This is a genomic window from Nocardia sp. IBHARD005, assembly GCF_052814245.1.
Window position 1 is genome coordinate 1,824,438 of record NZ_CP199935.1, and the last position, 24,160, is coordinate 1,848,597.

Consider the following 24,160-nt stretch of genomic DNA (forward strand, 5'->3'; position numbering starts at 1 on the left):
TAAGATGCCATACGTTGTCACCCAGTCGTGCTGTAGCGATGCCTCGTGCGTCTACGCGTGCCCGGTCAACTGCATTCATCCCACCCCGGATGAGCCGGATTTCCGCACCGCGGAGATGCTCTATGTCGATCCGGCGGCCTGCGTGGACTGCGGTGCCTGTGCCACCGCGTGCCCCGTGGATGCCATCACCTCGTCGAAGAAGCTGACCGACGAGCAGAAGCCGTTCATCGAGATCAACGCCGACTTCTACCGCGTGCAGCGGGACCGGCCGACGTTGGCCGCACCGGTGATGCCACCCACGATCGACACCCAGCGCTCCCCGCTGCGGGTCGCCATCGTGGGCTCGGGCCCGTCGGCGATGTACGCCGCCGACGAGCTGCTCACCCAGCCCGGCGTCGCGGTCACGATGTTCGACCGGCTGCCGCAGGCCTACGGTCTGGCCCGCCTCGGCGTCGCGCCCGACCACAAGCACACCCGCAAGGTCGCCGACCTGTTCGACATCATGTCGAAGCAGGACGACTTCGGTACCTACCTCGATGTCGAGATCGGCAAGCACATCAGCCACGCCGAGCTGCTCGAGCACTTCCACGGCGTGATCTACGCCGTCGGCGCGTCCTCGGATCGCAAGCTCGGCATCCCGGGCGAGGGTCTGGCAGGCAATGTGTCGGCCACCGACTTCGTCGCCTGGTACAACGGCCATCCCGACCACGCCGACGACCGGTTCGATCTGAACCAGAAGCGGGTCGTCATCGTCGGCAACGGCAACGTCGCCCTCGACGTCGCCCGCATCCTGACCGTCGATCCGGCCCTGCTCGCCGACACCGACATCGCGCCGTACGCGCTGAAGGCATTGCGCGAGAGCAAGATCGAAGAGGTCGTGATCCTCGGCCGTCGTGGTCCGGCCGAGTCGGCGTTCACGGTGCCCGAATTCGTCGGCCTGCTGGCTGCCGATATCGACATCGCGATCGAGGGTGAGCTGCCCGAGGTCACGCCCGATCTGCCCTACAAGGTCGAGCAGAAGCTGCGCCTGCTGCACAGCGTCGCGAATCGCCCGTTCGGTGCCCGCAAGCGCATCGTGTTCCGTTACCTGTCCTCGCCGGTGGAGATCGTCGGCACCGACACGGTGACCGGGGTGCGGGTGGAGCGCAACGAGCTCGTCACCGACGCCGAAGGTCGCGTGGCCGCCACGCCGACCGGCGACACCGCGCTGCTCGAGGCGGGTGTCGTGCTCACCTCGGTCGGCTACCGAGGAGTGCCGACCGCGGATCTGCCGTTCGACGACGTTCGCGCGGTGATCCCGAACGACGCGGGCCGGGTGCTCACCGCGCCCGGCGGCGAGGTCTTCCCCGGCACGTATGTGACCGGCTGGATCAAGCGCGGCCCGACTGGTTTCATCGGGACCAACAAGTCGTGTGCGCAGGAGACCGTGCAGCAGCTCGCCGATGATTTCAACGGTGGCAAGCTGCGCGAGCCCACTCGTGACGCGTCCGAGTTCGACCGTCTCGTGCGCACTCGCCGCCCACAGGCGGTCGCCGGTGGCGCCGCGGTGCCGCGCGAGCACAAGGTCAGGCGTCTGTTCGCTCGCGGCTGACGCTCACATCAGAAGGCCCGCAACGTCGCTGAGCGACGTTGCGGGCCTTTCTCGTTATCCGGCACGATGGTTCGCCGGGCCGGAACCTCCGCTCGGTTCACTGAGCGGTGAACCCGCCGTCGGCCGCGATCGCCGCACCGGTGACGAACGATGCCTCGCTACTGAGCAAGAACGCGCACACGGCGGCGATCTCGTCGGGCTGGGAGATCCGCCCCATCGGATGCAGTGCCGCGATGGCGGCCGCGCCCTCGGGCGTGGCGCCCATCGACGCGCGGAACGCCGGGGTGTCGACCGCACCGGAGACCAGCGCGTTGACCCGCACACCCGCCGCCGCGGTCTCTAGCGCCACCGACTTGGTGAGTCCGACGACAGCGTGCTTGGCCGCCACATACGGCGCCACCTGTGCCATCCCGACCACGCCGAGGTTGGAGGCGTTGTTCAGGATCGCCCCGCCGCCGGAGGCGGTGATGGCCGGAACCTGGTGGCGCAGACCGTAGAAGACGCCGTCGAGGTTCAGGTCCATGTCGGCGCGCCAGGAGACGTCGTCGATCTCGGCGATCGGCCCGAAGGCGTGCACCGCGCCCGCGTTGTTGAAGGCCGCGTCGAGGCGGCCGTACTCGGTGAGCGCGGCCTGGACGAGTCGTTCGGCGTCGGCGTCGATCGTGACATCGGTCGAGACGAACAGCGCGCGTCCGCCCGCCGCCTTGATCTGCTCGGCGACCTGCTCGCCCTGGTCCTTGCCGCGCGAGCCCAAGACCACGGCGGCACCTTCGGACGCGACCCGCAGTGCGACCGCCTTGCCGATGCCGGAGCTGGCGCCGGTGATGAGTACGACCTGGTCGGCGAATCGAGTGGACATGCGTAGTGCCTTCTTTCCCTTGGTGTTTCGAGATCCGGTCGGTATCTGTCCGCGCTCTCAGTCAACCGCCGGGCGCTGGGCCGTGCTGGCGGGAATCGGTCGCTGCGTTGACGTGTCACTGAACAGTGGGTCAACTCCGAAATGAGGGAATGTAATTTGCCGTCAGTGAAATCACCCCGGCAGTGAATTAATTAATTACCGGTCGGTAAGTGTGCTTTATGGGCGGGATAACAAACTCGAAGAATGTATCTAATGGGGGCTCTGTCCGATTACTCGCAGGTAGCTGCCTCTCGGAGTCTGTGAATCATCGAGGGGGTGTTCAGGGGGGTGGATACTTAGATTTAAGCCATCTCACCTGCGCGAATCGTCTTGTGGTGGCGCATGGTTGCGGATTCCGTATCAATCCGGCAGCAATTCGCGGACGTGCCAGTTAATCTAGGCGAGCTGTTTGGAAGACGACCGCGGCCACATGGTGCGCTCGCGTGCTGGACGTGGTCACGGTGCGTTGACGGGATAGCAAAAACATGACCAGAGGTCTGGGCTTGAGTATCGGTGCGGTCAATGCGATTTCGGCGGTAGTCGCCGATAATCCAGCCAAGCCGGCGGTGCGCACACGACGCACCGCATTGACATTCGACGAGGCGGGCAGGCCCCGCATCGGCGCGATCAACGAATTCGCCTCGGCGATCACGGATTTCGCGGACCTCACCCGCGAACCGGAGCCGATGGTGATGGGTGGGCGGTTCTACTCGGCGACCAATCTGATCGCCGCGGTGGTCATCGGTCTGATCGAGTTGGCCGAACCACCCGCCGGGATCGTCTTGACCTACCCGGCGGTCTATACCGACAAACAGGTGTCGTTACTCGGCCAGGCGCTGCATCTCGCGGGCGCCGGAGAGGTCCTGCTCGCGCCCGAACCGGTCGCCGCCGCGGAATGGCTGGAGATCGATCGCGGCCCACTGGAGCCGGGCTTCGTGCTCGTCTACGACCTGGGTGCCACCAGCCTCGACCTCACCGTGCTGCGCGTCGGTCCCGACTGGCCGCACCACCCGATGGTCGGAACCCCCACGCGGTCCACCGATTTCGGTGGCAAGCCGCTCGGTGAGATGGTCGCCCGTTACGCGGGCGAACCGGGGCTGGGCCGCGCGACCCAGACCCTCACCTCCATGGTGAACATCGACGCGCTGCGCGCCGAACACATCCGCGACACTTTCCCGCTGGTCAGCAAGAGCGTGGCCGCGGCGGGCCTGCGGCTGGCCGACCTGTCGCGCATCCTGGTCGTCGGCGGTGCCTCGCGCCCACCCGAAGTCGCCCGCACCCTCGCCGAGCTCGGCGTTCCGCTCGTCACCGTGGCCGACCCAGGCCAGGTGATCGCCTCGGGCGCGGCAGGTTTGGCGGCTCGCACCTTCGCGCCCGAGCAGCAGACCGGTGGCCCGGTGCCGCACGTGGCGGTGTTCTCCAGCGCGGCAGTCGTTTCCGCGCTCGCCATGTCGGCGATGACGGTGTTCGGCAGCCCCTTCGATCCCGGCCTGATGCCGGTCCTCGACCGGTTCCCCGTTCTCGGCGCCCCTGTCGACGCGCTGCTCTACGACATGAGCGCCGATCTCCTCGCCGCTCGAACCGCAGGTCTGGTCAGCGATGTCGACCCGGTTACCGGCCGCATCCAGGTAGCGGGCGTGGCCGCGGCCCGCAGCGCCTACGAGAACCTCATCGCCCCCGCGACGGCGCCCGGTGGTAAGTCGCGTCCCGGCGGGTCCGGCGGCAGCGGCGCCGACCGCGGCCGTCCCGGCCACCAGGACGTGAGCAACGACTGCAAGTCGCCGCTCCTCGCCCGCACCACCTACGGCGACCCGGCCCGCTTCATCAACCCCTTACCCTTCGGCCCGCAGGCCGCCCAACCCCAGAACACGCCGGCCAACCCCGGCGCGCCCGAACGTCCCCCTGGCGGCCCGATCGCGGCCCCCGGGATTCCGGGCACGCCGACCGCGCCCGGCGCAACGGATCCCGGCACTCTTCCGGCGGCCGGTACCGCGCCGGCGCCCGGCACGGCACCGACGGTCGGCACATCCACCCCGACTGGTGGTACCTCCACGCCGACCGGCGGGACATCGGCACCGAGTACGGGTGGTGTCTCCGTCGATACCGGGGGATCTGTCCCGACGGGTGGAACCAGCACTGGCACAACACCTTCCGATCCCACCGGGTCGGCCGGCGGTACCTCGGGAGGGACACCGACCGGCGGTACCACTGACGGCGGTGCCACAGGAGGTTCGACCGGCGGTGGAACCACCGGCGGCACAGACACTTCCGGTGGGGCTGGGGGCGGTGGTACTTCCGGCGGTGGTGCATCGACCGGCGGCAGCGGTGGTGCGTCCGGTGGTGGTGCGTCGGGCGGTGGATCTGACGGCGGTGCCTCCGGTGGGGGCGCATCGGGTGGTGCGTTCGGTGGTGGTGCGTCGGGCGGTGGTGAGTCGGGCGGTGGATCTGACGGCGGTGCCTCCGGTGGGGGCGCATCGGGTGGTGCGTTCGGTGGTGGTGCGTCCGGCGGTGGTGGGTCGGGCGGTGGTGCGTCCGGGGGTGGATCTGACGGCGGTGGCTCCGGCGGGGGTGCGTCGGGTGGTGGTGCGTCCGGTGGTGCTTCGGGTGGTGGTGCGTCCGGTGGTGTGTCTGGTGGTGGTGCGTCCGGTGGTGGAGCCTCGGGCGGCGGATCGAAGAGTGGTGCGTCATCCGGCGCACATTCCGGCGGCGCATCCTCCTCCGGCGCATCTTCCGGTGGCGCATCGTCTGGCGGTACATCGTCTGTTGGCGGCTCCAAGGGTGGCGCGTCTTCGGGCGGCTCCGCAGGCGGTGGCGGCGGCGGTGGTGGTGGCGGTTCTCGCCGCTGACCGACCGGCTATGTCCGGGGCCCGCGATGGCAAGTGCCGCACCGGATGCCGGGTGGTCCTGCCTGTGCTGGTGGTGAAACGGGGACCGGATGCTGGGTGGTCCCGCTTGAGCTGGTGGTGAAACGGGGACCGGATGCTGGGTGGTCCTGCCTGTGCTGGTGGTGAAACGGGGACCGGATGCTGGGTGGTCCTGCCTGTGCTGGTGGTGAAACGGGGACCGGATGCTGGGTGGTCCTGCCTGTGCTGGTGGTGAAACGGGGACCGGATGCCGGGTAGTCCGCCAGCACCGGTGGTGAAACGGGGGGTGGGTGTCGGTGGGGGCGGGCACAATAGGGCGGTGGCTGTACTTGGGGGAGCGCCGAAGCTGATCGCGCTCGATGTGGATGGGACCCTGCTGGCGACAGGGTTCGAGATCAGCGCGCGGGTGGGAGCGGCGGTGCGTGCGGCGGTGTCGGCGGGGGCGCACGTGGTGGTGACCACCGGGCGAACCCTGCTCACCACGCGCCCGGTGCTCAGTGAGCTCGGCCTCGCCGAGGGGCATGCGTTGTGTTCCAACGGTGCCGTGCACATCGATGTGGCACGCGGTGAGCCGGTCGCGGTCCAATCGTTCGATCCGGGACCGGCGGTGCTCGCTCTGCGCGCGCTGTTCCCGGAGATGATCTTCGCCGCGGAACGGGTAGGCGTCGGTATCTGGGCGACCGGGCACGGGCCGGGGGAGTTCTCGATCGGCGATTTCCAGCTCGTCGACCACCGCGAGCTGAGCAGTGTGCCGACGCCGCGCCTCAACGGCTGGTGGCCCGACGGCAGCCCCGAGGAGATGCTGCGCCTGCTGCAAACCTTCGACGTTCCCGATGCGTCCTTGGTGCACGGTGAGTACGGCCCATGGCTCACCGTTTCCCGCCGAGGGGTGTCCAAAGGCTGGGCGCTGGAACAACTTCGGCATCTGCTCGGGGTCGAGGCCGAAGCGACCCTTGCTATCGGTGACGGCTTCAACGACCGCGAGATGTTGTGCTGGGCAGCACATTCGGTGGCCATGGCCGGCTCGCCCGATGCCGTGCTCGCCCTGGCCGACGAAGTGACCGGCGACGTCAGCGAGGACGGTGTCGCCACCGTCCTCGAACGCTGGTTCGCCTGAATCCCTAGGACGTCATCGCCACATAGTGCGGGTTGGCCATGATCCCGAGCACATTGCCGAACGGATCGAGTACCGCCGCGGTCGCGAAGCCCGTGCCCTCCCCGCGCTCGGTGATCGGCTCGTACTCGGTGGCGCCCAGCTCGAGCAACCGGGCGAAGGTAGCCGCGAGATCGTCGACCTGCCAGAAGACCACTCCGCCCCCGCCCGGCGCATTGCGCGCACCCGCCGGGGCGTACGCGCGATTGATGATTCCCAGCTCGGCCTGCAACGGCCCGAGCCGGAACTCGTAGTACCCGCCGGGCACCTCGTAATACGGTGCGGTACCGAGAAATTCGCTGTACCAGTCCTTGGCGGCGGTGAGGTCGTCGGCGTAGTAGGTGGTGGTGGCCATTCCGCGCAGCATGTCTGCTCCATTCGGTTGTCGCTTCGGTGTGAAAACGACTGTGCCAGCCAAAGTGCTCACCGAATGAGCACTTTATTCGGCAGAATTACCGAGTATGCGAGCCGACCGATTGGTAGCCACCCTGTTGTTGATGCAGGCGCGGGGGCGGGTGACAGCCGCCGAGGTCGCGTCCGAACTCGAAGTCTCGGTGGCGACAGCCCGGCGTGACCTGGAGGCCTTGTCGGCCGCGGGCATCCCGGTCTACCCGCAATCGGGCCGCGGGGGTGGTTGGTCGCTGATCGGCGGCGCACGCACAGACCTGTCCGGACTCACGGCAGGGGAGACCAGAGCGCTGTTCCTGCTCGCGGGCCCCGCCGCCCAGGCCGCCCCCGAACTGAAGTCGGCGCTGCGGAAACTGGTTCGCGCTCTCCCGCACACCTTCCGCGCCGATGCCGCCGCCGCGGCCGACGCCGTTGTGGTCGATCCGGCCCGCTGGGGGCGCCCTGATCCGCAAGTGCCCGAGGTACTCGACACGGTGCGGCGGGCAGTGGTCGATCGCCGCCGCGTCCGCATCGACTATCTGAGCAAGGGTGAGCGCACCGTCCGCACGATCGATCCATGGGGCCTGGTCGAGAAGGAAACGGTCTGGTACCTGATCGCTGGCACCGACCGTGGGCAGCGGACCTTCCGGCTCGACCGTGTCGTCGAGGTCGTCACCCTCGATGAAACGGCTGACCGGCCAGCCGATTTCGATCTCCAGGCCCAGTGGTCGCAGATCGTCGAGCGGATGGAGGGCCGTCGCGCCGCCGTCGCCGCGACGGTCCTCGTCGCCACCGGTCTCGCCCCCATCCTGGCCGACCAGCAGGGCCGCAACTGCACGCTGCTCGGCCCGAGTCCGGACGGCCGGGTGCGAGCTCGGATCACCGCCGACACCGCGAAGATGCTCGCCCGGCAACTGGCGGGCTGGGGCGGGGACGTCGAGGTCGTCGGTCCCGCCCAGGTCAGATCCGAACTGGTAGCACTCGGCACTCGATTGGTGCGCGACAACAACTGAGTGTCCACTACGACCTCACTGATAGTGGTGTGCTGGAAGACATATCGACTCCCGGTTCAGTTGGTCGAACGGGCCTGCGAAGCAAGGCGAGGACAAGGGCGACGGCGATGTTGATCCCGGCGCACACGGCGAACAGGAGGTGGAAACCGCGCAGCGGGTCGTCGGCCGTCGCCGAGAAGATCGCCGCCAGTACGGCGATGCCGAGCGCCCCACCCACCTGACGAGCGGTGAGGTTCATCCCGATCCCGGCCGCGAATTGTTGCGGTGGAACGGAATTCGCCGCCGCCGTGCCGAGGACCGTGACGACGATGCCGATTCCGCCGCCGCCGAGCACACCGGCGGGAATCCACGCCGTCCACAGCGCGGGTTCGGGGCCGAAGGCGTCGGTGCTCATCCAGGCCAGCGCGGCCGTCGACATCAGACCACCGAGCACGCCCACCCACCGCTGGCCGCGCGGTGTCGTAATCCGGCCGGTGACAACGGCGGTCACCATCGATGCCACCGCGCCGACGGTCAGCGCGGCCGCCGACTCGAGGACGGAATAGCCCCAGATCGCGTTCAGGAACAGCGGCCAGGCCAGCAACCACGCGAACATCGAGGCGCCGAACAGGAACGAACCCGCGTTCGCGAGCGCGAATTGCCGATCACGCCACAGTGCCACGGCGACAGCCGGGCTGGCATGCCGACGCGAGCGAACCAGCGCGATCGCCGTCAGCGTGATTCCGCCGAGCAATGCGACGAGCGTGCCGGGCGCAGTCCAGCCCCATGACTGATCTTCGGTGACGGCGGCGACGATCGCACCGAGTCCGATCGCGACGGCGACCGTGCCGAGCGGATCGGGTAGCGCCGTCTCGCTCGAGTCCTTGTCGCCGCCGGGCAGCCTCAGCCCCGGCACGATCAACACCACCGCGATCGGCACATTGATCAGGAAGACCGCACGCCAGCCGAACACCTCGACCAGCGCGCCACCCAGCGCAGGCCCGACCACCGCCGCGAACCCACCAGCCGCCGACCACGCGCCGATGGCGGCGCCGATCTTCGCCCGAGGTGTGGCTTCCAGGACCAGTCCGAGTGCCGCGGGCACCATGAATGCCGCCGTGATGCCCTGCAGGACACGTCCCGCGATGAGCCAGTCGGCGCCGGGTGCGAGCCCGCACAGCAGGGAGGTGACCGCGAATCCGGCCAGGGCCAGCGCGAACAGGCGCCGACGGCCCAGTGCGTCGGCGATGCGCCCCGCCGGTGTGAGTAGCGCGGCGAACGCGATCGCGTAGCCGCTGACAATCCAGGTCAGTGTGCCGGTGGACGTGCCGGGATAACTCAGGGCGATCGTCGGGAATGCGATATTGACGACGGAGAGATCGAGGAAGGCGATGAATGCCGCGCCCGCGGCTACTGCGAGGGTGCGGCCTGCGGCGCTGGAGTCGGGAGTCGCTGTGCGGAGCGGATCTTCGGGCCGAGCTGACACGTCGGTCATGCGGAACCGAGTGACCAGCGGTTGGCCAAGGGCGCCCGGGCCCGCGCCACCATCGCCGGTCGCGCCGCCCAACTGGCCTCCGTCGAAGGTCTCGACGGCCTCAGCATCGGCCGGCTCGCCACCGACCTCGGCATCAGTAAGAGCGGCATCGCCACCCTCTTCGGCACCAAGGAAGCCCTGCAACTCGCCGCCGTCCAAGCTGGTCGCGACATCTTCGTCGAACGAGTCATCGCGCCCGGCCTGCGCGCCCCCCGCGGCGGAACCCGGGTCCGCGCGATGGTCGACGGCTGGTTCGCGCACATCGAGAATCCCCCTTTCCCCGGCGGCTGCTTCCGGGTGGCCACCCTCACCGAATTCAGCAGCAAGCCAGGCCCTGTGCGCGACGCCGTCGTAGCCGACCATGATGGCTGGCTGTCCTTCCTGGCGGATGAGGTCCGTAAGGCACAGGCCATGGGTGAACTCACCGACGTCGACCCTGATCTGCTGGTCTTCGAGCTCGACGCGATCGTGAGCGCCGCCAATATCGCCCGCCAGACCGGTGATTCGGCCCGCGTCGAAGCGGCCCGCACCATCGCGACCCGCTTGTTGTCGGACGCGCCGAGCGGGACCTAGTCGGTTGTGTCGGTGGCTGTGCTTCGGCCAGTGATCTCCAGAGCGCATGGGTAACTCACCGGAACGGGCTCACTAGCCCCGCGCCACACCGTCGGCCGCCGGCGTCGCGCCTGAGCCCGGCTCGAATACCCGGAGAGGCGGAACGGCGAGGGTGAAGGCGGCGGTGCGGACGACGTCGTTGTGGTGGAAATCGAGGAACAAGCGGTAGGTGCCCGGGCCGGGAACCGCTGTGTGGAAGGTGATTTCGGGGCCCGAGGGGGTGATGCCGTCGCCGGGTTCACCGTTGGGGTGCACGTGGACGTACGCGAGGTCTCCTGCGCGCAGGATCACGAGGTGGCCGAAAGCCGCCAGGTACGGCTGTAGGTCGGTCACCGGTTCGCCGTCCCGCGTACGGTGAGCGTCAGCAGATCGCCCTCGGCGCGCAACTCGCCCTCGACCGTCACCTCGTAGCCGTCGACCTCGGTGCCCCGCGAAACCGGCGGAACCGGTTGCGGCGCATAGTGTCCCGTGATTGCCAGGTCGGCGCCGAGGGTGATCGTCCGGCCGAGTGCCCGCGGGGCGATGTCGGTGAATACGCGGTAGGCGCCCGCTTCCGGAAGGTCGAGGCGGATCACCCAGGTGCCGTCGGCCTCGCGCACCGGATGGACGTGCCAGAACCCGGTCAGCTCGCGGCGCGCGACGATCAGATGCAGCTCGCGATCGTGAATCGGATCGAACTCGGTGACCGCGGTTGCGTCCGGCCCGAGGATGCGGAACCGGAAGTCGATACCGCCCGGCTCGGCGATCGTGGTCTCCAGATCGAGCGTGTACCCGTCCTGGGTGACAAGGAGGCCGCCCGGCACTCCTGCGGCGTGGCCTGCGTGGGCGTCGTTGGCTGGCTGCTCGGGCGCGGCGTGCTTGCCGTGATGCTGGTGCGCCGCATGGTCGTCGGCATCGATGCCGTGCCCGGTGTGGTTGTCCTGGTGTCCGGCGTGCGCGGGCTGGGGCGCGGTGTCAGCGTGTCCGGCGTGGGTGTGGTGTCCGGCGTGGGCGTTGGTGGTCATCGTTTTCGCCTCTCTGCGTTCGCTGGGCGTTGCCACCAACAATACCCCCATGGGGTATGTAAGCAGGAGGAATACCCCATGATCTGAATCACAGAGGGTTCGTGGTCCGTCAGCGCTGGGCGTTCCAGAATCCGATGGCCATCGCTCCCCACCAGCAGACTTGGGAGATCGCCCCCGAGGCGGCGCCCCACGCCAGCAATCGGGGTGGCAGTGGTGCTGCCGAGTGGTCGGCCAGGCGCCTGCTCAAGACCGTGGTCTGTAATCCGTTGACGGTGAGCAGTGCGGTCAACACCATCTTGGTCTGCGTCAACGGGGAATCGAGATTCGGTTCCAGTACGCAGCCGCTGGCCACCAGCGCCGCGAGCCCGAGCCAGATCGGCACGTGCATTCGGGAGACTCCGGCCATCGCCTCGGCGAGGGTGCTGCGCCCGAGCAGCCACAGGGCGGCCAGATAGTCGGCGATCAGGACGCCGCCGAAGCCGAGCGTCAGCCCGGCGAGGTGAACGAACAATCCCGCGGTGTGCAGTACCGGGTCTGGGTTCACATGGGTGGCGATCCACAGTGCCGCGCCGAGGAGTCCCGTCGATGCCAGTGCGGCTGCGGTGACGAGCCACCAGGAGTCGAGCAGGCCGATCGGCCGGGACGGTTCCGGGGCGGGCCAGCGACCACCGCGCGGTATCGGGGCCGGGGCATGCGGCGTGCCCCAGACCGTCGGTGTCATCACGATATTCGGTCGAATGACCAGCAAACCCTGTGGCATGGATGCCTCCGCCTGGTGTCTCAACAAGATGTTAGGAGAGGCTAAACTACGTCTTCGATTCTGGTAAAACGTTCCCGGTCGCACATCGGCCGCGAGAGATTGGTGTGGGATGACGGTCGGATGGGGAGTATCCATCGGTGCGCGGAACACCGTCTGCGCCGCAGTCGGTGGTGGCACCGATCCGGTGGTCAGCAGCGGTCGGACCACGGCGGCGACCGGCTCCGGCGCGAACCCGCGGATTCTCGGTTTCGGTGACCTGACCCTCGCGTACGAGCTGTCCTGCACGCCGGCCTCCGGGGCCGCCGACCTTGTCGCCCGGGTTCTCGGTGAAGCGATGGCCGCCGCGGGCGCTCTCGCCGAGCACACTGTGCTCGCGTACCCGGCGGTCTACACCGAGCAGCACGTCACCGCGCTGCGGCGGTCGCTCGCGCGGGCGCACTTGGGCGAGGTCGAGCTGGTGGCGGAGCCGATCGCGGCAGCGGCGGCCCTCGACCCGATCGAACAGCAGGAACCGAACGAAAAACTCGGCGTCGCCACAGATTCGATGCTGGTGTACGACCTCGGTGCCACCTCCCTCGACCTCACCGTGGTCGTGCGCGACCGGCAGGGGCATCGGATTGCTGGACAGCCGATTCGGTCCTATGCCTTCGGTGGCCGGTTCACCGCCGCGGCCGTAGCCGCCACGGAGCACGATCTGGCGCCCACGGACGAACCGGTCGCCGGGTCGCCGGATCCCGTCCGGACGGCGGTTCGCGCGCAGCTCGTGCGGGATTCGCTGCCGCTGGTGCACGAATGCCTGCGCACCGCAGGACTTTCCCCCGAACATCTCGGTGCGATCCTCCTCGCCGGGGGCGCGGCCTCGCCGCTCGTGGTGGCGCACACCCTCGCCGACGCGCTGGGCTGCCCGGTCGTTCGCGGTCCCGTGACCGCCGAGTCCGTCGCCCGTGGTGCCGCACTGCTCGGGGCCAGGCGGTCGGCCACCGACACGGTGCTGGTGCCGGTCCGGCGTCCGATGGCACGCACCGCGCTCGCCGGTGCCGCGCTCGCTGTGCCACTGCTCATTCCGGCCGTGCTCGCCCTGTTGCCTGCCGAGGACGGCAGGCCTGAGGCCGTGGCAGCGGCGCCCGGTCGCAGTCTGCCCGGCCGGCTCGTCGACGGTTGGGCCGGGGAATCGGCACCGTTGCCCGGCGCGGTCGCGACCCAGCCACGCTGGCTCCCAGTGATGTGGTGGAACCCCCGCGCGGCGGTCGTTGTGCCGGAGTCACTGCGAACACAAGGGGATCCCTCGGCTCCGGCGAACGTGCTTGGCATCGATCCGCCCACGAGCGTTCCCGCGGTCGCTGCCACCGCGCTCGTCCAGGCGGACTCACCGAGCGCGCCGCTACCCGACCCGCGAGGGGATTCGGCCGATAACAGTGGGTCGCAGGCGCCGTCACCGCCATCGCCATCGATCGAGATTCCGGCGCCCGGGCTGCCCCATTTCCCCATTTCGCCCACTGATCCAGGCCCGGTGGTCGACCACACGGGATCGATCCCAGGCTCGGCAGCATCGACCACAGAAGCCGTCACGTCCACAATGGAATCGACTGCCGACACCGTCGCGCCGAGCACGGAGTCCGAACAGGTCGTCGCAGATGCCGGGTCGACCGCCGGTGCCGCCTCCGAGACGGCCTCCGGATCGACCTCGGCCGAACCGCCGGTGTCTCAGGCGGAGAGTTCCCATTCGGCGCCGAGCGCGGTGTCGTAGCGATCCCACACGACCTCGGTAAGCGTCCGGTGGGCTCCGAGTGCCAGAGTATGGACGAGCCCTGGTGCGGTGGTACGCAATCGGTCGGTCAGTAGACCCGGTGCCAGGAACCACGGCGCCACCACGATGCGCTCCGCACCGCGGGCGCGCAGTCGTTCGGTCGCGGCCGACACGGTGGGTTCGCTTGTCGCGAAGCAGATCTCGGTGAGCAACCCGGTGCGCCGGGCGACCGCGACGGCGACCTCGGCAGTGCGCTCGTTGGCGCCGGTGCGCGAGGAACCGACCGCGGCGACGGCGATGCCGACGCGGCCACGGGGGTAGCCCGTTGTCGCTTCGCTGATCCGCTCGCACAGGGCGGCGATCAGCCGCGGATCGGGGCCGAGCACATCGGCCTGAATCAGGTCGAGCAGCGGCTGCCTGCGCCGTGCGGCATCGAGCAGGCCGGGCAGATCGACCCGGGCATGGAACGCGCTGCCCAGCAGCAGCGGCACCACGATGGCATGCGAACACCCTTGCGCCGCGACAGCATCGACGACCTGGTCGACGGACGGCGCATTCAGATCGAGAAAGGCCAGCCGCACGAGAAGATCCGGTCGTGCGGCGGCGATCCGATCGCGCACGGCCGCCGCGTTCGCCGCGGAACGCGGGTCACGGCTGCCGTGGGCGACCAGGATCAGCGCGGGCTCGCCGCCGCCGCGCGGCGCCATACCGGGGCCGCGCAGCGGGGCGAGCGTGCGATTCATCAGACCGCGGTACCGACCTCGACCGAAGTCAGCACATCGCCGACCAGGCCGGCCGCGAGGGTGTTGCCACCGGCGGGGTCGATCAGCAGGAACGACCCGGTGTGCCGGTTGGTGCGGTAGTCGTCGGCCGGGATCGGCTCGGCCAGCCGCAGCGAGACACGACCGATGTCGTTGAGCTCCAACGATTCCGGGCTCGGCTGCGCGGTGAGCGTCTGCTCGTCGAACCGCTCCACGAGCGCGCCGACGATGGCCTGGGTGGTCTTGGCGCCGTGCTTGAGCAGCAGTCGGGCGCCGGGACGCAGGCCCTTGTCGCCGAGCCAGCACACAGTGGCGTCGAAGGAGTCGATCGACTCCGGCGCGTCGTGCACCGAGGCGATGATGTCGCCGCGCGAGATGTCGACCTCGTCGGCCAGGATCAGCGTCACGCTGCGCCCCACCTGCGCCACGGCCAGTTCGCCGTCCGGAGTGTCGATGCGCTCGACGGTGGTCTTCTTCCCCGAGGGCAGCACCACGATCTCGTCACCGGGCGAGACCGAACCGGCCGCGATCTGACCCGCGTAACCCCGGTAATCGGGGTACTCGGCGGTGCGCGGACGGATCACGTACTGCACGGGGAAACGCAGACCCAGCGCGTGCGTGCCGGTCGAATCCGCGTCCACCGGAACCGATTCCAGGTGCTCGATCAGCGAGGGGCCGTCGTAGTACGGGGTGTTCTCGGAGCGGCTGGCGATATTGTCGCCGTGCAGCGCCGAAACCGGGATCTCGATGACATCCTCGGTGGCCCAGCCCAGCTTCGAGGTGAGCTCGTTGAACTCGGCGGAGATCTCGGCGAACACCTCGGCCGGGTTGTCGACGAGGTCGATCTTGTTCACCGCGAGCACCAGCCGCGGCACACCGAGCAGCGCGAGCACGGCCGCGTGGCGACGGGTCTGCTCGATCACACCCTTGCGCGCGTCGGTCAGCAGGATCACCAGCTGCGCGGTGGACGCACCCGACACCGTATTGCGGGTGTACTGCACGTGTCCCGGCGTATCGGCCAGCACGAAAGACCGCTTGGGTGTGGCGAAGTAGCGGTACGCCACGTCGATGGTGATGCCCTGCTCACGCTCGGCGCGCAGGCCGTCGACGAGCAGCGACAGGTCCGGCGTGGACAGCCCGCGGTCGACCGAGGCGCGGGTGACCGCGTCGATCTGATCGGCCAGCACGGACTTCGTGTCGTAGAGCAGCCGTCCGACCAAAGTGGACTTACCGTCGTCGACAGAACCGGCGGTGGCCAGCCTCAATAGGTCGGACATCAGAAATAACCCTCTCGCTTGCGGTCTTCCATGGCGGCTTCGGACACACGGTCGTCGCTCGCCCCGAGTCGGGCGCTGTGCGCCGCGTTCGGCCTGGTGAGTAGCACAGAACGCATCAGAAATAGCCTTCGCGCTTGCGGTCTTCCATGGCGGCCTCGGACACGCGGTCGTCGCCGCGAGTAGCGCCACGTTCGGTCAGTCGTGACGCCGCGACCTCGGCCAGGATGGCCTGGTTGTCGGCGGCGTCGGAGATGATGGCGCCGGTGGTGGAACCGTCGCCGACGGTGCGGTAGCGCACCGAACGGGTCTCCAGGACCTCGTTCTCGTTCGGGCCGCCCCATACGCCGGGCGTCATCCACATGCCGTCACGGGAGTACACCGGACGCTCGTGCGCGTAGTAGATCGATGCCAGGTCGATGTCCTCGCGGGCGATGTAGCGCCAGATGTCGAGCTCGGTCCAGTTGCTCAGCGGGAACACGCGCACGTGCTCACCCGGCGCGTGCTTGCCGTTGTAGAGGTTCCACAGCTCGGGACGCTGACGCTTGGGATCCCACTGGCCGAAGGCGTTGCGCAGCGAGAAGATCCGCTCCTTGGCGCGCGAGCGCTCCTCGTCGCGGCGGCCGCCACCGAAGACCGCGTCGAAGCGGTGCTCGGTGATGGCGTCGAGCAGCGGCACGGTCTGCAACGGGTTGCGGATGCCGTCGGGACGCTCGGTCAGGCGGCCGTCGGCCAGGTACTCCTCGACCGAGGCGACGTGCAGGCGAAGGCCGTAGCGCTCGACCACCTTGTCGCGGAACTCGAGCACCTCGTCGAGGTTGTGCCCGGTGTCCACGTGCAGCAGCGTGAACGGCAGCGGCGCGGGCCAGAAGGCCTTGAGCGCCAGGTGCAGCAGGACCGTGGAGTCCTTGCCGCCGGAGAACAGGATCACGGGACGCTCGAATTCGCCCGCGACCTCACGGAAGATGTGGATCGCCTCGGATTCCAGCGCCGCGAGGGTGTCGAACTCGGTCAGGCCGAGTTCGCGTTCGGTGGTGTTGGTACTCACAGGCTCACTCCCGGTGATAGTCATGATTGGTGCAATCCGCATTCGGTCTTGGCGATACCGGCCCAGCGGCCGCTGCGCGGATCGGACCCCGGCTCGGGCTTGCGCGTGCACGGTGCGCAGCCGATGGACGGGTAACCCTCCTCCACCAGGGGATTGACGAGAATGCCGTTGGCCTCGATGTAGGCCTGCATCTCGTCGTCGGACCACGGTGCGATCGGGTTGATCTTCACCAGGCCGAAGGCTTCGTCGAACGAGATCAGCGGCGCGTTGGCGCGGGTGGGCGCCTCGACGCGGCGGATGCCGGTGATCCACGCGTTGTAGCCGCTCAGCGAGCGCTTCAGCGGGACGACCTTGCGCAGCCGGCAGCATTCGGCGGCGTCCCGGGCGAACAGATCCTTGCCCAGCAGTGCGTCCTGCTCGGCGACACTGGCCTCGGGCGCCACATTGACCACGTTCACGCCGTACACGGCCTCGACCGCGTCGCGCGTGCCGATGGTCTCGGCGAAGTGGTAGCCGGTGTCGAGGAACAGCACGTCCACGCCGGGGCGGGTCTGTGCCGCGAGGTGGACCAGCACGCCGTCCTGCATGTTCGAGGCGACGATGTAGCCGTTGCCGAACACCTTGTCGGTCCAGGCGATCAGGTCGGCGGGCGAGGCGTCGGGGCCGAGTTCGGCCGCGCCCTGCTCGGCGAGCGCGCGCAGTTCGTCTTCGGACAGTTTGGCCGCGAGATTGGTTGTCACAGTGGGGATCTCCTCATCGACTATCGGAGGTCGGCCTCGTCGGCGCGCACAGCCCACACCGCGAAGCGTTCACCGGATTCCCGGTTCTTGACGAAGTTGCGGACGACGCGATCGATGTAGTCACCGAGCTCGACGCTGGTCACCTTGTGCTGGCGCAACTTCCGGCCGAACGCGCTGTCGAGGCCGAGGCTGCCACCGAGATGAACCTGGAAACCCTCCACCTGATTCCCGGTGCCGTCGTCGACGAGCTGGCCCTTGAAGCCGATATCGGCGATCTGGGACCGGCCGCACGAGTTCGGGCAGCCGTTGATGTTGATGGTGATCGGCACGTCGAGTTCGGCGTTGATGTCGGCGAGGCGCTGCTCGAGTTCCGGTGCCAGCACCTGTGAACGCTTGCGGGTCTCGACGAAGGAGAGCTTGCAGAACTCGATACCGCTGCACGCCAGCAGGTTTCGGCGCCAGACCGACGGGCGGGCCTGCAGACCGAGCGGTTCGAGTTCGTCGATCAGCGCGTCGACCTGGTCGTCGGCGATGTCGAGGACGATCAGCTTCTGGTACGGGGTGAAGCGGATGCGGTCGGAGCCGTACTTCTCGGCGGCATCGGCGACCTTGCTCAAGATGGTGCCCGAGACGCGACCGGCGATGGGGGAGAAGCCGACGGAGTTCAGGCCGTTGCGCAGCTTCTGCACACCGACGTGGTCGATCGGCTTGGCCGGCTGCGCGGGCGCGGGACCGTCGATGAGCTTGCGCTTGAGGTACTCGTCCTCGAGCACCTGACGGAACTTCTCGATGCCCCAGTCCTTGATCAGGAACTTCAGGCGGGCCTTGGTGCGCAGGCGGCGGTAGCCGTAGTCGCGGTAGAGCGAGACGACCGCTTCCCACACATCGGGGACCTCTTCGAGGGGCACGAAAGCGCCGACGCGCTGAGCCAGCATCGGGTTGGTGGACAGACCGCCGCCGACCCAGAGATCGAGGCCGGGGCCGTGCTCAGGGTGGTTCACACCGACGAAGGCGATGTCGTTGATCTCGTGCACCACGTCCTGCTGGCCCGAGATCGCGGTCTTGAACTTGCGGGGAAGGTTGGAGTACTCCTTCTTCCCGATGTAGCGCTTGACGATCTCGTCGATCGCCCAGGTGGGGTCGATGATCTCGTCCAGGGACTCACCCGCGAGCGGCGAACCGAGCACCACGCGCGGGCAGTCGCCGCACGCCTCGGTGGTGTGCAGGCCGACCGACTCGAGCCGGCGCCAGATCTCCGGGACGTTCTCGACCTCGATCCAGTGGTACTGGACGTTCTCGCGGTCGGACAGGTCGGCGGTGTCGCGGCCGAACTCGGTGGAGATCTGCCCGACGGTGCGCAGCTGGGCGGCACTGAGCGCGCCGCCGTCGCAACGCACCCGCATCATGAAGTACTTGGCTTCGAGCAGGTCGATGTTGTCGTCGTCGGTGAAGGTGCCGTCGTAGCCCTCTTCGCGCTGGGTGTAGAGACCCCACCAGCGGAAACGGCCACGCAGGTCGGCCTTGTCGATCGAGTCGAAGCCGCCCTTGGCGTAGATGTTCTCGATGCGCGAACGCACGTTGAGCGGGTTGTCGTCTTTCTTGGACTGTTCGTTCGGGTTCAGCGGCTCGCGGTAGCCGAGGGCCCACTGGCCTTCGGAGCGGCGGCGGACCGGCTTGCCGGTGCGGGCGCGCGGCGCGACCGGGGCATCGGTGCTCGGGCGGGCCGGGCGCTGGGCAGCTGAACGCTCAGTGCGGGCCTGCGCCGTCGACTGTTCGGTCGAACCGGCGTCGGTGCTCGACGTCATGGTGGGTCGCTCCTGCGGGGTGATTGGACATCCGTGCTGAGGGCGCGAGGGGCTGGCTCGCGTCAGGCGGTCAGCGGGCCGATGAAAGTCGAAGGCACCGGGGGATACCCGGGCGTGGACGCCGCTGCGCTACCGGTGGAAACCGGGCCGACAGCAGGCGCTACAGACACGCTGGAAGTCGACGTGGCGACGGGCCACGAGTCGTACTCCAGTTGCGTGCATGCGCCTATTGTGCCACGTCAACCGGGTCGGTCCGACCGCAAGGAGATATTTCCCGCACTTTTGGGGGAAATTCCCTGGACGGCCGTCCCGTTCTGTGACGGGGGTCATAGCCCGCCGCGCGGAACCGACCTGTGATACGTCGCGCCGACGCGTGTGCGGTGCCGCACAGCGCGGTTGACCTGGAGCGCGCTCGAGGTTGCACAGTAGTGGCATGAGCAACGACGCCACTGCCGCCGGTCAGACCCCCGCCGATCTCGACACCGAACTCGCGGCCATCCGCGCCGTCGTCAACACCATCGCGCACGCCCAAGCCAACGAACTGGCCGAGGAGTTCGTCGCCGTCTTCCGCGACGACGCGATCTGGACCACCGGTCACGGCAAGCGCCTGTTCGGTCGCCCGGCCATCGCCGAGTTCACCGCTCAGGTGCTGCCCGGCGCGACGACGCAGGGCAGCGCGACCTACGAGGTCGAGCACGTGCTCTTCCTGCGGCCCGATGTCGCCGCCGTCAAGATCCGCCAGAGTTACTTCACCCTCGACGGCGAGCTGTCCGGTCAGGGCACCCCGCTGTACGTGATGACCAAGGAGGCAGGGGCCTGGGTGCTCACCGCGAACCAGAACACTCCCGTGGTGACGGATTGACGCACTGACACGTTCGGGTAGATCGTCGTCGGCCGGCAGACGTGTCGTCGGTGATCGCCGCCCGTGCGCCGATAGCCGCGCGCCCGGCTCGTGCGGGGTCGGCACGCGTGCCCGGCGAGGGGCCGGACGAGGCGGTTCACCATGGCCCGGCAGACTGGAGGGGTGATTACCAGCGCTGCTTCCGGGGCTCCCGGCGTGACACCGGCCGATGCCGATCGCCCGGTGCTGCGCGATTTCGGGGGTGGCGCGTTCGGGGTGTACGTGCACGTGCCGTTCTGTGCCACCCGCTGCGGGTACTGCGACTTCAACACCTATACGGCGGGGGAGCTGGGTACTTCGGCGTCGCCCCAGTCGTGGCTGGAGGCGTTGCGCGGCGAGCTCGCGACCGCCGCGGTCGAGTTCGGTGCCCTGCCGAGCGCAACCCCCGAAGTGTCGACGATCTTCGTCGGCGGCGGGACACCGTCGCTGCTCGGTGGTGACGGGCTGGCCTCGGTGCTGGATGCCGTGCGAGCGAACTTCCCGCTGGCCGCCGACGCCGAGGTGACCACCGAATCCAACCCGGAATCCACCTCGCCCGAGTTCTTCGAGCGGCTTCGCGGGGCCGGCTACACCCGGATCTCGCTCGGCATGCAGTCCGCCGCACAGCATGTGCTGAAGGTGCTCGATCGCACGCACACGCCGGGTCGCGCGGTCGCCGCGGCGAAGGAAGCGCGTGCGGCCGGGTTCGATCACGTGAACCTCGATCTGATCTACGGCACTCCAGGCGAGACCGATGCCGATCTGGACCTGAGTCTGGACGCGGTGCTGGCCGCCGGTGTCGATCATGTTTCCGCCTACTCTCTGATCGTCGAGGACGGGACCGCGTTGGCACGCAAGGTCCGCCGTGGTGAACTGCCCGCACCCGACGACGATGTCCTCGCCGCCCGCTACGAACGCATCGATGCCCGCCTCGCCGCCGCCGGTCTGACGTGGTACGAGGTATCCAATTGGGCCGCAAGCGATTCCGCCCGCTGCCGGCACAACCTCGGCTACTGGGACGGTGGTGACTGGCTCGGCGCGGGCCCCGGCGCGCACAGCCATGTCGGCGGTGTGCGCTGGTGGAACGTCAAACACCCCGCCCGCTACGCCGATCGGGTAGCCCTCGGTGGACTCCCCGCCGCGGGCTGGGAAGCCCTCACCGACGACGAGCGCTACACCGAACACCTCATGCTCACGGTCCGCCTCCGCACCGGCATGCCCCTCACGGACCTGGCCCCGTCCGCCGCCCCCGCCCTCGACCGGATCATCGCCGACGGTCTCGCCCACATCACCGGCGACAACCTGGTCCTCACCGACCGAGGCCGTCTCCTCGCCGACGGCATCGTCCGCGACCTTCTCACCTGATCGTCGAAGGGCGCGCTGGAGGTTTCTCGACCGATCCGCGGCGGTCTTTTCCGAAGGTTTGTCGACTCAGCGGTTGGCGTTCGACACGCTGTTGAGCAGGTCGGGGAATCGCGCGGGCGGTGATGTCATCGTGATCTGAATTTCGAGATTTCTCCGGCTTGGGATCGGTACCAAAGATTGCCCGGTCATCCTGGGGTATCAAGCCAATGCACACCTGGTTGGGGGCCCGGAACAGTGGGGTGCTCTAAGGGTATGTTCGGTGGGTTCGGGGTGGAAGATAACGATTAGGGGCGTAGGCTTCAACTCGATCCTAGGGAGTTATATGTCCACCGAACGGCACATCACCCTCGTCCACGAGCAGAGCGAATTCGCTGAAGCGCGCTCCGCCGAGAAGGCGGAGAACGCGCGTCAGTGCGCGGTCGCCGCGAGGACGGTCGCGTCGCACTCCAACGACGCCGACGACTGCGGCGCGCTGCTGGCGATGCTCGGCCTTGATGCCCTCGCGGGCAAAGAGGTCGGCGCTCCCGACTCGGCCGCTCGCTGCGGCGCAGCTGCCCGAGTCTGATTCGGCATCGGCCGCCCGCCCGGGCGGCCATTGCTGAAGAGTCCCGACGGCTCGCTGACATCGCCGTCAGCCCCGAGTCGCCGGTGAGCGCTGCTCGCCGGGCACGAAGTCATCGCCACCCCCGATCACCCCACCTGCTACCGCCGGTCGTGGCGCACCGAGCAGTTCCGCGGTATTCGCCGACGTGATCAAGTACTCCGGCAGGCCTCGCACGGCGTCCACGCCTGGTGCCGGCACTGCCGGTGATGCTCCGGCGCACTGGAAGTAGCGATCGACCGCCCTGGCTGGGGTATTCCCCGATGGTGGGTTGGCCCCGATGACCGGGCCTGTCGATCCGGGAATGCTGTGCCCGATACCTGGCCTCGACACGTGGGGCTGACCAGACGGCTGGTACCGCGGAGCGCCCCCCGCGGTTCGGTCACCGGCCCCCCTCGTGCCGGCGGTACGCCCAGTCGATGGATCGCGCCCCGCCGAAACGACCACGGGGTCGATGGCCGCCGCGGAATTCCCCGGAGGCGCTGTGAGCGACCACGAGCCGCCAGGTGTGGTCAACGCAGCCGTGCCGCTCGGCGGTGTGGCGCCGGTGACACCCGCTGATGCCGAGGCCATCGTCGTAGCGCTGCCCGAACGCGCCGCCCCGTCATCGGATTCCGACCGGCTGTCGAGCCTGTCCGACCCGCCGGTCGGAACTCCTGTTCGGCGGCCATCGCGTCCCACCGTTTCCGAATCCCCGATCGCTCTGACCTCCGAGCTCTCCTTGGTCGCGGCGGACGGGTTCTCCCCGGCTCCTGCCGAAACCTCGCCCGGCGACCACGCACGCCTGTGTCCCCGCGATTGCCCTGCGGTGCCGAACAGCATCTGCCGGATGTCTGACCCGCCGGAGTCGAACGACCGAAGCGGTATGGGCAGCAACGGAATACGAGCAACCAGCTCAGCGAACGGCAGCACGTACCGCTCCCGCATCGCGGCGCGCGCATCCTCCTGCGCGGCCGAAGCCACACCGTGCGCCGATGCCGAGCCCGCGGCGTGTACCGCCCCACTCACCGACCATGCCGAAGTGCCGGTTTCCTCGACAACCGGCGACCCGACCGCGTACTTGGTCGCCACGATCGCCTCGGCCGCCGCCCGAACCACACCGGGCAACTCCTCCAGTGCGACTGTCAGTTCGTGCGCTTGCGCGACATAGCCCTCGACCGCGGAACCAGCCGCAGATGCCCCCACGCCCGACCAAGCCAGCGCGAGCGACCCCTCCACCGCGTGCCGGAAAGCGCGCACACCGTCGTCCCACCATCGCGCGATCTGGGCGAACCGATCCGCTTGCGCCAAGGCATCGGTCACCTCGAGCGCCTCGAATGCCGCGACGATCTCCCGGTGTCGCCAAGAATGCGTATTCTCCCCGCCGCCGGGAATACCGGTCTGTGTGAAACCGCTATGGCTACCGGTATGCGTGCTCTCGCTGACGCCGGGAAAACCCGAATTCGGGGTGCCGCCGGAAAAGTTCGGATTCGGACCGCCGCCGCGAATGCCGCTCGGCTCGCGGCGGGTCACACCGACTCCATGGAAATAGGTTGTCCCGCAGAGGGTTCCACCGATGTAAGTCGATCGGCCCACTCTTCGTCGGCAACCATCATCAGATCGCGCACCTCCCGGAACGACTGGCGAATATCGCCCACGATCCGCGAATGTCGATCCAATACGGCAGCGATGCTGTTCTCCTTCGCTGCCGCCACAGAGCGCAATCGCGCCACCAACGTGGAACCGGATATCAGCCGTGCTTGCCCCTCACCCAGTCCCCAATGCACTTGATCGCCGACTTCCACGGCAAGTGCCCGAATCCGCGCGATCGCCAGCAGGAACTCCCCACACGCATCGTCGATCCCGGCGAACTCCGCCGGCCGCACCGAGACCTCGCTCGACCCGAAATGCCACGCCTCGCCGACCACACCCGGACGCACCACAGTTTCCTCCCCGCACCACGGTCGATAGTTGAAAATTGCTGGTAGATCCCCTGATTCAGTCCCGAACCTACGCCCGCCACCAGGGCCCGACAACCCCCGAAATCCCATCTGTGGACAACTCGGGCCTGTGGATAACTCTGAGCCGCGCTCGACCGGGTCGGCAGGCCGAACACCGCCCCCGAAGCCGAATATCCCCGGATGACAGTTCGATGCCGGACAGCC

The 24,160-nt window shown here is 68.5% G+C and carries 22 protein-coding genes; 9 read left to right on the forward strand and 13 right to left on the reverse strand.

From position 1 onward, the window contains the following. Positions 1-4 precede the first annotated feature (4 nt). Entirely contained in the window at positions 5-1,591 is a 1,587-nt protein-coding gene (locus ACTWPB_RS08530; RefSeq protein ID WP_446225140.1) for an FAD-dependent oxidoreductase, read from the forward strand. 97 nt (positions 1,592-1,688) lie between these two features. On the opposite strand, the gene ACTWPB_RS08535 is transcribed toward ACTWPB_RS08530, so the two are convergent. Next, on the reverse strand, positions 1,689-2,450 hold the full coding sequence (locus ACTWPB_RS08535; protein ID WP_446225141.1) for a glucose 1-dehydrogenase: 762 nt from the start codon (positions 2,448-2,450) through the stop codon (positions 1,689-1,691). A 524-nt stretch (positions 2,451-2,974) separates the two neighbouring features. Between ACTWPB_RS08535 and ACTWPB_RS08540 the strand changes: the two genes are divergently transcribed. Both ACTWPB_RS08540 and ACTWPB_RS08545 read left to right on the forward strand, forming a co-directional pair. After that, positions 2,975-5,335 carry an Hsp70 family protein gene (locus ACTWPB_RS08540; RefSeq protein WP_446225142.1) on the forward strand — a complete coding sequence of 787 codons (2,361 nt, stop codon included), beginning with the start codon at positions 2,975-2,977 and terminating at the stop codon, positions 5,333-5,335. A 337-nt stretch (positions 5,336-5,672) separates the two neighbouring features. Next, on the forward strand, positions 5,673-6,470 hold the full coding sequence (locus ACTWPB_RS08545; RefSeq protein WP_446225143.1) for an HAD family hydrolase: 798 nt from the start codon (positions 5,673-5,675) through the stop codon (positions 6,468-6,470). A gap of 4 nt (positions 6,471-6,474) precedes the next feature. On the opposite strand, the gene ACTWPB_RS08550 is transcribed toward ACTWPB_RS08545, so the two are convergent. Next, complete coding sequence (locus tag ACTWPB_RS08550; RefSeq protein ID WP_446225144.1) at positions 6,475-6,873, reverse strand: VOC family protein; 399 nt, start codon at positions 6,871-6,873, stop codon at positions 6,475-6,477. A 94-nt stretch (positions 6,874-6,967) separates the two neighbouring features. Here ACTWPB_RS08550 and ACTWPB_RS08555 point away from each other — a divergent pair, with 94 nt between their 5' ends. Beyond that, positions 6,968-7,906 (forward strand): helix-turn-helix transcriptional regulator, encoded by a 939-nt coding sequence (locus tag ACTWPB_RS08555; protein ID WP_446225145.1) that lies wholly within the window; start codon positions 6,968-6,970, stop codon positions 7,904-7,906. Positions 7,907-7,913: 7 nt separating this feature from the next. On the opposite strand, the gene ACTWPB_RS08560 is transcribed toward ACTWPB_RS08555, so the two are convergent. Next, positions 7,914-9,380, reverse strand: coding sequence for an MFS transporter (locus ACTWPB_RS08560; protein WP_446225146.1), 1,467 nt, complete (start codon positions 9,378-9,380; stop codon positions 7,914-7,916). Positions 9,381-9,401: 21 nt separating this feature from the next. On the opposite strand from ACTWPB_RS08560, the gene ACTWPB_RS08565 reads away from it, so the two are divergent. Beyond that, positions 9,402-9,992, forward strand: a complete 591-nt coding sequence (locus ACTWPB_RS08565; RefSeq protein ID WP_446225147.1) for a TetR/AcrR family transcriptional regulator — start codon at positions 9,402-9,404, stop codon at positions 9,990-9,992. A gap of 72 nt (positions 9,993-10,064) precedes the next feature. Here ACTWPB_RS08565 and ACTWPB_RS08570 read toward each other — a convergent pair whose 3' ends face one another. The 3 genes from ACTWPB_RS08570 to ACTWPB_RS08580 form a co-directional block, all read right to left on the reverse strand. Beyond that, on the reverse strand, positions 10,065-10,364 hold the full coding sequence (locus ACTWPB_RS08570) for a hypothetical protein (RefSeq protein ID WP_446225148.1): 300 nt from the start codon (positions 10,362-10,364) through the stop codon (positions 10,065-10,067). After that, complete coding sequence (locus ACTWPB_RS08575) at positions 10,361-11,035, reverse strand: hypothetical protein (protein ID WP_446225149.1); 675 nt, start codon at positions 11,033-11,035, stop codon at positions 10,361-10,363. Before ACTWPB_RS08575 ends, ACTWPB_RS08570 begins: the two co-directional genes overlap by 4 nt. A 109-nt stretch (positions 11,036-11,144) precedes the next feature. Further along, on the reverse strand, positions 11,145-11,795 hold the full coding sequence (locus ACTWPB_RS08580) for a hypothetical protein (protein ID WP_446225150.1): 651 nt from the start codon (positions 11,793-11,795) through the stop codon (positions 11,145-11,147). Between the two features lie 109 nt (positions 11,796-11,904). On the opposite strand from ACTWPB_RS08580, the gene ACTWPB_RS08585 reads away from it, so the two are divergent. Continuing rightward, entirely contained in the window at positions 11,905-13,542 is a 1,638-nt protein-coding gene (locus ACTWPB_RS08585) for an FGGY-family carbohydrate kinase (protein WP_446225151.1), read from the forward strand. On the opposite strand, the gene ACTWPB_RS08590 is transcribed toward ACTWPB_RS08585, so the two are convergent. The 5 genes from ACTWPB_RS08590 to ACTWPB_RS08610 form a co-directional block, all read right to left on the reverse strand. After that, positions 13,500-14,285, reverse strand: coding sequence for a sirohydrochlorin chelatase (locus ACTWPB_RS08590; RefSeq protein WP_446225152.1), 786 nt, complete (start codon positions 14,283-14,285; stop codon positions 13,500-13,502). The genes ACTWPB_RS08585 and ACTWPB_RS08590 overlap by 43 nt on opposite strands. Then, the gene (locus ACTWPB_RS08595) at positions 14,285-15,580 is read right to left on the reverse strand and encodes a sulfate adenylyltransferase subunit 1 (protein WP_446225153.1); all 1,296 of its coding nucleotides are present in this window, start codon (positions 15,578-15,580) and stop codon (positions 14,285-14,287) included. The genes ACTWPB_RS08590 and ACTWPB_RS08595 overlap by 1 nt, the downstream gene beginning before the upstream one ends. 115 nt (positions 15,581-15,695) lie before the next feature. Further along, a complete protein-coding gene (gene cysD, locus ACTWPB_RS08600) occupies positions 15,696-16,649 on the reverse strand; it encodes a sulfate adenylyltransferase subunit CysD (protein WP_446225154.1) in 954 nt (317 codons plus the stop codon). Beyond that, entirely contained in the window at positions 16,646-17,365 is a 720-nt protein-coding gene (locus ACTWPB_RS08605) for a phosphoadenylyl-sulfate reductase (RefSeq protein WP_446225155.1), read from the reverse strand. Before ACTWPB_RS08605 ends, cysD begins: the two co-directional genes overlap by 4 nt. A gap of 20 nt (positions 17,366-17,385) precedes the next feature. Next, complete coding sequence (locus ACTWPB_RS08610) at positions 17,386-19,170, reverse strand: nitrite/sulfite reductase (protein ID WP_446225156.1); 1,785 nt, start codon at positions 19,168-19,170, stop codon at positions 17,386-17,388. A gap of 433 nt (positions 19,171-19,603) precedes the next feature. Here ACTWPB_RS08610 and ACTWPB_RS08615 point away from each other — a divergent pair, with 433 nt between their 5' ends. The 3 genes from ACTWPB_RS08615 (at position 19,604) to ACTWPB_RS08625 (ending at position 21,980) form a co-directional block, all read left to right on the forward strand. Further along, positions 19,604-20,032 (forward strand): SgcJ/EcaC family oxidoreductase, encoded by a 429-nt coding sequence (locus ACTWPB_RS08615; RefSeq protein ID WP_446225157.1) that lies wholly within the window; start codon positions 19,604-19,606, stop codon positions 20,030-20,032. Positions 20,033-20,173: 141 nt separating this feature from the next. Then, positions 20,174-21,415 carry a radical SAM family heme chaperone HemW gene (gene hemW / locus ACTWPB_RS08620; RefSeq protein ID WP_446225158.1) on the forward strand — a complete coding sequence of 414 codons (1,242 nt, stop codon included), beginning with the start codon at positions 20,174-20,176 and terminating at the stop codon, positions 21,413-21,415. Between the two features lie 322 nt (positions 21,416-21,737). Beyond that, positions 21,738-21,980: a hypothetical protein gene (locus ACTWPB_RS08625; RefSeq protein WP_378918832.1), complete on the forward strand. Its 243-nt coding sequence runs from the start codon at positions 21,738-21,740 to the stop codon at positions 21,978-21,980. A gap of 66 nt (positions 21,981-22,046) precedes the next feature. On the opposite strand, the gene ACTWPB_RS08630 is transcribed toward ACTWPB_RS08625, so the two are convergent. Both ACTWPB_RS08630 and ACTWPB_RS08635 read right to left on the reverse strand, forming a co-directional pair. Beyond that, a complete protein-coding gene (locus ACTWPB_RS08630) occupies positions 22,047-23,528 on the reverse strand; it encodes a hypothetical protein (protein ID WP_446225159.1) in 1,482 nt (493 codons plus the stop codon). After that, on the reverse strand, positions 23,525-23,923 hold the full coding sequence (locus tag ACTWPB_RS08635) for a hypothetical protein (protein WP_446225160.1): 399 nt from the start codon (positions 23,921-23,923) through the stop codon (positions 23,525-23,527). The genes ACTWPB_RS08630 and ACTWPB_RS08635 overlap by 4 nt, the downstream gene beginning before the upstream one ends. Between the last annotated feature and the right edge of the window lie 237 nt (positions 23,924-24,160).

What these genes read in the sequence shown, in the direction of transcription:
- ACTWPB_RS08530 (WP_446225140.1), top strand. Translation starts at nt 5, where the DNA reads ATGCCATACGTTGTCACCCAGTCGTGCTGTAGCGATGCCTCGTGCGTC.
- ACTWPB_RS08535 (WP_446225141.1), bottom strand. Translation starts at nt 2,450, where the DNA reads ATGTCCACTCGATTCGCCGACCAGGTCGTACTCATCACCGGCGCCAGC.
- ACTWPB_RS08540 (WP_446225142.1), top strand. Translation starts at nt 2,975, where the DNA reads ATGACCAGAGGTCTGGGCTTGAGTATCGGTGCGGTCAATGCGATTTCG.
- ACTWPB_RS08550 (WP_446225144.1), bottom strand. Translation starts at nt 6,873, where the DNA reads ATGCTGCGCGGAATGGCCACCACCACCTACTACGCCGACGACCTCACC.
- ACTWPB_RS08555 (WP_446225145.1), top strand. Translation starts at nt 6,968, where the DNA reads ATGCGAGCCGACCGATTGGTAGCCACCCTGTTGTTGATGCAGGCGCGG.
- ACTWPB_RS08560 (WP_446225146.1), bottom strand. Translation starts at nt 9,380, where the DNA reads ATGACCGACGTGTCAGCTCGGCCCGAAGATCCGCTCCGCACAGCGACT.
- ACTWPB_RS08575 (WP_446225149.1), bottom strand. Translation starts at nt 11,035, where the DNA reads ATGACCACCAACGCCCACGCCGGACACCACACCCACGCCGGACACGCT.
- ACTWPB_RS08580 (WP_446225150.1), bottom strand. Translation starts at nt 11,795, where the DNA reads ATGCCACAGGGTTTGCTGGTCATTCGACCGAATATCGTGATGACACCG.
- ACTWPB_RS08585 (WP_446225151.1), top strand. Translation starts at nt 11,905, where the DNA reads ATGACGGTCGGATGGGGAGTATCCATCGGTGCGCGGAACACCGTCTGC.
- ACTWPB_RS08590 (WP_446225152.1), bottom strand. Translation starts at nt 14,285, where the DNA reads ATGAATCGCACGCTCGCCCCGCTGCGCGGCCCCGGTATGGCGCCGCGC.
- ACTWPB_RS08595 (WP_446225153.1), bottom strand. Translation starts at nt 15,580, where the DNA reads ATGTCCGACCTATTGAGGCTGGCCACCGCCGGTTCTGTCGACGACGGT.
- cysD (WP_446225154.1), bottom strand. Translation starts at nt 16,649, where the DNA reads ATGACTATCACCGGGAGTGAGCCTGTGAGTACCAACACCACCGAACGC.
- ACTWPB_RS08610 (WP_446225156.1), bottom strand. Translation starts at nt 19,170, where the DNA reads ATGACGTCGAGCACCGACGCCGGTTCGACCGAACAGTCGACGGCGCAG.
- ACTWPB_RS08615 (WP_446225157.1), top strand. Translation starts at nt 19,604, where the DNA reads ATGAGCAACGACGCCACTGCCGCCGGTCAGACCCCCGCCGATCTCGAC.
- hemW (WP_446225158.1), top strand. Translation starts at nt 20,174, where the DNA reads ATGGCCCGGCAGACTGGAGGGGTGATTACCAGCGCTGCTTCCGGGGCT.
- ACTWPB_RS08625 (WP_378918832.1), top strand. Translation starts at nt 21,738, where the DNA reads ATGTCCACCGAACGGCACATCACCCTCGTCCACGAGCAGAGCGAATTC.